Here is a 7,473-nt window from a genome sequence, read left to right as displayed (position 1 = left end):
GTCCCGGGTGATCTCCTCGGGGCCCAGCTTGGTGTCGCGGGCGTCGACCTCGTGCTCCTCGATGTGGATCGAGGACAGCACGTCGTCCTGCACCAGCCGTTGCGAGATGATGATCGCGTCTTCGTAGTTGTGACCCTCCCACGGCATGAACGCCACCAGGAGGTTCTTGCCCAGCGCCATCTCGCCCTTGTCGGTGCAGGGACCGTCGGCGATGACCTGGTTGACCTCCACCCGGTCACCCTCGGCGACGATGGGCTTCTGGTTGAAGCTCGTGCCCTGGTTGGAGCGGTCGAAGGTCGCCAGCCGATGTGTCGTGCTGGTGCCGTCGTCGTTCGAGATCGTGATGTAGTCGGCGGAGACCTCCTCGACCACACCGGCTTTCCCGGCGCTGATGACGTCGCCGGCGTCAGTGGCGGCACGGTATTCCATGCCGGTGCCGACCAGCGGCGACTCGCTCTTCAGCAGCGGCACCGACTGGCGCATCATGTTCGCGCCCATGAGCGCGCGGTTGGCGTCGTCGTGCTCGAGGAAGGGGATCATGGCCGTGGCCACCGACACCATCTGGCGCGGCGACACGTCGATGTAGTCGACCTCCTCGGCCCGCATGAGCTCGGTCTCACCGCCCTTGGTGCGGACCAGGACGCGGGACTCGGCGAACGAGCCGTCGGCGTTGAGCACCGTGTTGGCCTGCGCCTTGACGTAGCGGTCTTCCTCGTCGGCCGTGAGGTAGTCGATCTGCTCGGTGACCTTGCCGTCGACGACCTTGCGGTAGGGCGTCTCGATGAAGCCGAAGGCGTTGAGCCGGCCGAAACAGGCGAGGTAGCCGATGAGGCCGATGTTGGGGCCTTCGGGGGTCTCGATCGGGCACATCCGGCCGTAGTGGGACGGGTGCACGTCGCGGACCTCGAAGCCGGCCCGCTCACGGGACAGACCACCGGGGCCCAGGGCGTTCAGCCGCCGCTTGTGCGTCAGGCCGGACAGGGGGTTGGTCTGGTCCATGAACTGCGACAGCTGCGAGGTGCCGAAGAACTCCTTCATGGACGCCACGACCGGGCGGATGTTGATCAGGGTCTGCGGCGTGATCGCCTCGACGTCCTGCGTGGTCATGCGCTCGCGAACGACGCGCTCCATGCGGGCCAGGCCCAGGCGGACCTGGTTCTGGATGAGCTCGCCGACGTTACGGATCCGCCGGTTGCCGAAGTGGTCGATGTCGTCGGTCTCCAGCGGCCGGTCCGCCGGCTCCGCACCGGCGTGCAGCCGCACCAGGTATTCGACCATCGCCACGATGTCTTCCTCGGTCAGGACGGTGACGTTGATGTCGGTGTCCGAGCCGAGCTTCTTGTTGACCTTGTAACGACCGACCTTGGCCAGGTCGTACCGCTTGGGGTTGAAATAGAGGTTCTGCAACAGGGTCTGCGCCGACTCCTTGGTCGGCGGCTCACCCGGCCGCAGCTTGCGGTAGATGTCCAGCAGCGCGTCATCCTGGCCGACCGTGTGGTCCTTCTCCAGGGTGGCCCGCATCGACTCGTACTGGCCGAACTTCTCGAGGATCTGCTCGCTGGTCCAGCCCAGCGCCTTGAGCAGCACCGTGACGGCCTGCTTGCGCTTGCGGTCGATGCGCACACCGACGCTGTCGCGCTTGTCGATCTCGAACTCCAGCCAGGCACCCCGCGACGGGATGACCCTGCAGCCGAACAGGTCCTTGTCGGACGTCTTGTCGACATTGCGTTCGAAGTAGACACCGGGCGAACGGACCAGCTGCGAGACCACGACACGCTCGGTGCCGTTGATGATGAACGTGCCCTTCGGCGTCATGAGCGGGAAATCGCCCATGAACACCGTCTGGCTCTTGATCTCACCGGTGGTGTTATTGATGAACTCCGCCGTCACGAACATCGGGGCGGAGAAGGTCATGTCCTTGTCTTTGCACTCATCCACTGAGTACTTCGGCGGCTCGAATCGGTGGTCGCGGAACGACAAGGACATGGTCCCCGAGAAGTCCTCGATCGGACTGATCTCTTCGAAGATCTCTTCGAGGCCCGACTGAGCCGGGACGTCCTTGCGCCCGGCCTGGCGAGCCGCCTCTACCCGGGCCTTCCACCTCTCGTTTCCGAGCAGCCAGTCGAACGACTCGGTCTGCAGAGCGAGAAGGTCAGGAACTTCGAGGGGCTCCTGGATGCGCGCGAATGACACGCGACGGGGACCAGCGGGTACGGCGGAGGCGTTGCGCGAGGCTGCCAACAGATGTCCTTCCGGGAGCTGACGGCGGGACTGAATGCGCGCATGCCGAGCGCCCGGCAGTCACCGGGACATGAGGCGTCGAAAGGCAGCGCGGAATGGCAGCATAAACCGAGAGGGACATGGATGGCAACATTTAATGTTGATGTCAACCTCTCTCCCGCCTTAGGATCGCACACCCTCCTAGCCGTCGTCAACTTCAACACCACGACTCCCCCCGGACGAGGACGGCGGGCCGAGTGGGGCGGTGGCGGCGAACCGAGGAGGCGGCGACGGGCCGAGGGCTATGGCGGCGGGCCGAGGGAGGCGGTGCTGGCGAACTGAGGAGGTGGTGGCGGGTCGGGGGCGGTGCATCGGGCGATGGCCGCGGTCACGCACCGCTGACCGTGTCGGCGGCCGGCGGCCGGGTGGCGGGCGTCGCGCCGGCCTGCGGCCGGAACTCCGCGGCGTTGACGTGCGTCTCGGTCACCTTCACCCTGGCCACGGCGGCGCCCGCGGCGTGCGGCAGGCCGGCCAGCAGGCTCTGCGCGGCCCTGCCGAGCATCACCGCCACCGCCTCGACCGTGGGATACGGCAGATCCCTGGCGTACGGGTGCTCGCCGAACAGGTAGACCTTGCTGCCATGGGCCACCAGGAGCGAGGCCAGCGGGTCATCGATCCCCAGCATGGCGCCATGGTCGAGGTGCTCGTCGACGAAAGCCCGCAGAGCCTTCTTGAACGCGCCGAACTCCACCACGGTCTGCTCGTCACTCAAGCAGGCCGCCCGCACCGTGACCTCGGCCCACCAGGAGTGGCCGTGCAGGTTCACGCACTTGCCCGCCAGGTGCGGGAGCCGGTGCGCGGTCTCGAAGTTATGCCGTACGCAGATCTGATGCGTCATCACGGGCCTCGCCTTCGTAGACGGTCGGGTCGGGCGCTCCGCTCAGCGAGAAGGCGTCCCTGCGTGACACGCACGCCAGGCACACGCCGCAGTGGGCCGGGCCGTCGAGGTAGCAGGTCCAGCTCCTGCCCATCGGCGCGTCCAGGCGCAGGCCGTAGGCGACGACGTCCTCCTTGAGCATGCCGAGGAAAGGCGTCTCGATACGGGGAAGGTGGAACCCGCGGCCGCCGAGGCGGATCGTCTCGCGGTAGGCGTCGAAGAAGTCGGGCCTGCCGTCGGGCATCGGATGGCCCTCCGGGGTGCGGTGGATGCCGAGCGCCACCACGTCGGCGCGGCGGGCCATCGCGACGGCCACGGCCATGTCGGCGATGAAGGCGTTGCGGTTGGGGATGGTGATGGAGCGCAGGGCGGCGCCGGTGGGCACGAGGGTCGGCACGTCCTGGGCGCGGTCGGTGAGCGAGCAGCCGGTCAGCAGGGGGCCGAGACCGGTGATCGTGATCGTGTGGTGCTCGGCCTCCAGGTGGGCCGCCACCTCCCGGGCGGCCGCCAGCTCCCGCGGGCCGTTGCGCTGGCCGTAGTCGAAGGAGATCAGCAGCAGGCGGTGGGTCGCGCGGTAGTGGGCGGCCAGCACCGTGGAGTCCAGCCCGCCGGAGAAGACCACCACGGCCGACGGCGGGACGACCTCGGGCGCGGAACTCATCGCACTCCTCACCGACCACGAAAGATTGCCGAACGTAACGGTATATCACTCTCCGTAAATGAGCGGCTGCGTGCGGGGGTATTGATCCGGCGAACGTACTACCGGAGACCACCGAAGGCAGGCGCGTCGATGTCCGTCTCACCCCCGTCCGATCCGACCATCGACGTCCGGCGGCAGGAGCCGTTCGGCGCGCGACTGCTGGGCGGCGGGGACGCCCGGCTCGCCGGGCTGCCGCCGGAGCGGCTCCTGGACCTGGTCGGCGAGCATCACCTGGTCGTCCTGCGGGGCTTCACGGGGGCCGCGACCGACGAGGAGTTCGAGGAGTTCGCCGGTGGGCTGGGCGAGCCGGTGGCGTGGAACGGCAGCCGGACGTTCTACGTGGAGGCGCACGCCGAGCCGGAGGATCACCTCTTCGAGACGGGGTTCATGCCGATCCACTGGGACGGCCTCTACATGAACGCCGGGAGCGCGCCCGACCTGCAGATCTTCCAGTGCCTGCGGGCCACCGACCCGGCCGTGGGCGGGGCGACGCTGTTCTGCGACACAACACTGGTCCTGGCCGGCGCCGACCCGGAGACGCGGGCGCTGTGGGAGGGCCTGACGTTCCGCTACGAACGGCCCACCGCCGGCGGCGAGGTGGTGACGTGCGAGGTGCCGCTCGTCGTGCCCCATCCGCGTCTCGGCCATCCGACCCTGAGGTTCTCCGAGCCCGTTCCCGAGGACGTCGTCATCATCAACCCGACCACCACCACGCTGCCGCGCCCGCCGGCGGGCCACGACGCCGCGCGGATCATCGAGGGGATCCGCCGGGCGCTCTACGACCCCCGGCACATGTACGCCCACCGCTGGCAGGCCGGCGACGTCGTGATCGCCGACAACCAGACCCTGCTGCACACCCGCGAGCCGTACCCGCCCGGCGCGCCCAGGAAGCTCCGCCGGGTCACGACCCGGCTCGGGGCTCGGTTCTCATAATCCGTGGGTCACGGGTGGCGGTGGTCCGCGGCGGGCTTCGAGGCGTGCTCGGAGGCGGCCAGGTCGAGCAGGACCATGGCGTCGTACTCGGGCGTGCCGGGCTCGGCGTAGTAGGCGACCAGGCGGTGGCCGGGGGTGCCCTCCAGCTGCATGGACTGGTAGCCGAGGGTGAGATCGCCGACGTCCGGGTGGTGGAAGGTCTTGCGGCCCTGAGTGTGCGCCCGCACGTCGTAACGCTCCCACAGGCGGGCGAACTCCGGGCTCTTGGACAGCAGTTCGTCCACCAGTTCGCCCAGGTCGGGGGCGTCCGGCTCGGTGCCGGCCAGCGCGCGCAGGCGGCCGACGCAGGCCCGGATCTGCTCGTCCCAGTCGTCGAACAGGTCCGGGGCGTCGGGGTGGAGGAAGACGTAGCGGACCACGTTGCGCTGCGTGATCGGCCACTTCTCCATCCCGGCGAACAGCCGCATCCCGCTCGGGTTGCAGGCGAGCACGTCCATGGTGCGGCTGACCACGTGCGCGGGGTTGGGCCGCAGGCTCTCCAGCAGCAGCTTGATCCCGGACGGCACCGACCGGCTGGGCGGGGACGACGGTTCGGGCGCGGGGCGGGCGGCGCACGCGGCGAGGTCCCGCAGGTGCTCATGCTCGCGCTCGTCCAGCAGGAGGGCACGGGCGAGCGCGTCGACCACGGACGGGCTGGGCCGGGTCTCCTTGCCGCGCTCCAGGCGCGTGTAGTAGTCGATGCTGACCCCGGCCAGAGTGGCCAGCTCCTCCCGGCGCAGCCCGGGCGTGCGCCGCAGGCCGGGACCGGCCGTGAGACCGGCCTCGGCGGGGGTCACCCGCGCGCGGTGGGCCCGCAGGAAGTTCCCCAGCTCACTGCCAGTTTTTGGTCCCATATCTCCCAGTGTGTCAGGCCCGGCGGGGTATTCCTGACACCCCGTCGGATCACCGCTTCCGCCATGCGTACCGGTACGTCATCCTTTTCACGATGCCGCACGTTTCGGCGAGGGAGGCGTGGATGGGATGGAAGGAGTTGTCCGGCATCGCCAGGTCGCCGCGATTACCCCTGCTGACCGGCGTGATCGGGGTCGCGGGCGCGGTGGCGGCGGTGCTGACCGGGACGTGGCCGGCGCCGGCGGCGCTCGCCGGGCTGCTCGGCGGCGCCGGGCTGGCGGTGGCCGCCATGCGGCGGGCAGCCGTGGCCCAGCAGGCCGAGCTGGCCAGGCTGGGCGAGCTGGTCGAGCGGCGGGCCGAGCAGGTGACGGCGCTCAGCCACGAGCTGCGTACGCCGCTCAGCATGATCAAGGGAGCGGCGGACCTGCTGGGAGAGGGCAGCCCCGGGCCGCTGACCCCGGATCAGCAGCGCTTCATCACCATCGTGGACCAGCAGTGCGCGCAGGTCATCGCGCTGTGCGAGAGCCTGCTCACCCAGGCCAAGATCGAGGCGGGGCTGTTCACGCCGCGGCTGGAGCAGGTGGACGTCTCGGTCGTGGCGCGCGACGTGGTCATCGCCATGCGCGCCCTGTGCGCCGAGCGCAAGCAGCACATCACTCTCGACACCCCGCAGGTCACGCCGCGTATCCAGGCCGACCCCATGCTGATCGTGCAGGCCCTGACCAACCTGCTGTCCAACGCCGGCCGGTTCACCACTGTGGGCGGCGGCATCGACGTGCGGGTGGCCGTCATCGACACGGGGATCGCGGTGTACGTCACGGACGACGGGGCGGGAATGACCAGGGAGCAGCGGCGGCGCCTGTTCCAGCGGTTCGTGACCGGCCGCCCGCTGGCCGACGGCACCGGGCTCGGCCTGGTCATCACCAAGACGATCATCGAGCTGCACGGCGGATCCATCATGGTGGACACCACGTCGATGCACGGCACCACCTTCCTGTTCACGCTGCCGGGCTAGGGAGAGCCTCCATGTCCACCGCACTCGTCGTCGACGACGAACCCCAGATGACCGCGATCATCGCCTTCGCGCTCACGACGCAGGGCTTCCACGTGATCGAGGCGCATGAGGGCGCGACCGCCATGCACCTGCTCCGCACCCACCACGTGGACCTGGTCGTGCTCGACGTGCTCATGCCGGCGCTCGACGGGCTCTCCCTCTGTGAGCTGATCAAAGCCAAGTACCCCAATGTCGCGATCGTGCTGGTCACCGCGCTCTCCCGGCCCGAGGAGGTCATCGCCGGGCTGGAGCGGGGCGCGGACGACTACGTGACCAAGCCGTTCCACCCGAGGGAGCTCGTCCTGCGGGCGCGGGCCGTGCTGCGCCGCTACACCGGCCCCGCGCTGCTGCGGGTCGGCGACCTGGTCATCGACGCCGCCCGGCACACCGTCACGATCGGCGGGCGGCGGCTGACCCTGACGGACACCGAGTGCAGGCTGCTCGCCCATCTCGCCGCGCGGCGGGGCACCCCGCAGTCGTGGCAGGACCTGCTGCGGGAAGTGTGGGGCACCACCAACCTGACCGGTGGGCGGGACGTGGTCAAATCCACCGTCTACCGGCTGCGGTCGGCGCTGGAGGCGCTCGACGCCGCCTCGTACGTGCAGACGGTGCGCGGCGCCGGCTACATGATGCCCGACCAGCCCGATCGGTAGGTGACGGCGCCGTCACCAACGCTCACCGCGCTGTCACCGGCGGGGCCCGCCCCGCGGCCTAGCTTTGCGGCATGGCAACCCTTCA

The 7,473-nt window shown here is 69.5% G+C and carries 7 protein-coding genes; 3 read left to right on the top strand and 4 right to left on the bottom strand.

Annotated elements, in window-relative coordinates; all coding sequences use genetic code 11:
* From rpoB to ACWDRB_RS59510, 3 genes are all read right to left on the bottom strand, one after another.
* On the bottom strand, positions 1 to 2,241 hold a 2,241-nt coding region (rpoB, locus tag ACWDRB_RS59520), incomplete at its 3' end, for a DNA-directed RNA polymerase subunit beta (RefSeq protein WP_449910465.1).
* Positions 2,242 to 2,608: 367 nt separating this feature from the next.
* Positions 2,609 to 3,118, bottom strand: coding sequence for a 6-pyruvoyl trahydropterin synthase family protein (locus ACWDRB_RS59515; protein ID WP_449910463.1), 510 nt, complete (start codon positions 3,116 to 3,118; stop codon positions 2,609 to 2,611).
* Complete coding sequence (locus ACWDRB_RS59510; protein ID WP_449910462.1) at positions 3,090 to 3,830, bottom strand: 7-cyano-7-deazaguanine synthase; 741 nt, start codon at positions 3,828 to 3,830, stop codon at positions 3,090 to 3,092. The genes ACWDRB_RS59515 and ACWDRB_RS59510 overlap by 29 nt, the downstream gene beginning before the upstream one ends.
* Positions 3,831 to 3,947: 117 nt before the next feature.
* On the opposite strand from ACWDRB_RS59510, the gene ACWDRB_RS59505 reads away from it, so the two are divergent.
* Positions 3,948 to 4,790, top strand: a complete 843-nt coding sequence (locus tag ACWDRB_RS59505; RefSeq protein WP_449910460.1) for a TauD/TfdA dioxygenase family protein — start codon at positions 3,948 to 3,950, stop codon at positions 4,788 to 4,790.
* Between the two features lie 8 nt (positions 4,791 to 4,798).
* Here the strand turns inward: ACWDRB_RS59505 and ACWDRB_RS59500 are convergent, their stop codons facing one another.
* Positions 4,799 to 5,683: a helix-turn-helix transcriptional regulator gene (locus ACWDRB_RS59500; protein WP_449910459.1), complete on the bottom strand. Its 885-nt coding sequence runs from the start codon at positions 5,681 to 5,683 to the stop codon at positions 4,799 to 4,801.
* Positions 5,684 to 5,805: 122 nt separating this feature from the next.
* Here ACWDRB_RS59500 and ACWDRB_RS59495 point away from each other — a divergent pair, with 122 nt between their 5' ends.
* Together ACWDRB_RS59495 and ACWDRB_RS59490 are read left to right on the top strand one after the other, a co-directional pair.
* Entirely contained in the window at positions 5,806 to 6,696 is an 891-nt protein-coding gene (locus ACWDRB_RS59495; RefSeq protein WP_449910457.1) for a sensor histidine kinase, read from the top strand.
* 11 nt (positions 6,697 to 6,707) lie between these two features.
* Complete coding sequence (locus ACWDRB_RS59490) at positions 6,708 to 7,388, top strand: response regulator transcription factor (protein ID WP_363982115.1); 681 nt, start codon at positions 6,708 to 6,710, stop codon at positions 7,386 to 7,388.
* The last annotated feature ends 85 nt before the right edge of the window (positions 7,389 to 7,473 follow it).

The sequence above is a fragment of the Nonomuraea sp. NPDC003707 genome (genome assembly GCF_053587055.1).
Note: the sequence above shows the minus strand (reverse complement) of the source record. Positions and strands in the feature narration are given on the sequence as shown.

Bases quoted from the DNA above. Each gene is read 5' to 3' on its own strand.
- ACWDRB_RS59515 (WP_449910463.1), bottom strand. From the start codon at position 3,118: ATGACGCATCAGATCTGCGTACGGCATAACTTCGAGACCGCGCACCGG.
- ACWDRB_RS59505 (WP_449910460.1), top strand. From the start codon at position 3,948: ATGTCCGTCTCACCCCCGTCCGATCCGACCATCGACGTCCGGCGGCAG.
- ACWDRB_RS59500 (WP_449910459.1), bottom strand. From the start codon at position 5,683: ATGGGACCAAAAACTGGCAGTGAGCTGGGGAACTTCCTGCGGGCCCAC.
- ACWDRB_RS59495 (WP_449910457.1), top strand. From the start codon at position 5,806: ATGGGATGGAAGGAGTTGTCCGGCATCGCCAGGTCGCCGCGATTACCC.
- ACWDRB_RS59490 (WP_363982115.1), top strand. From the start codon at position 6,708: ATGTCCACCGCACTCGTCGTCGACGACGAACCCCAGATGACCGCGATC.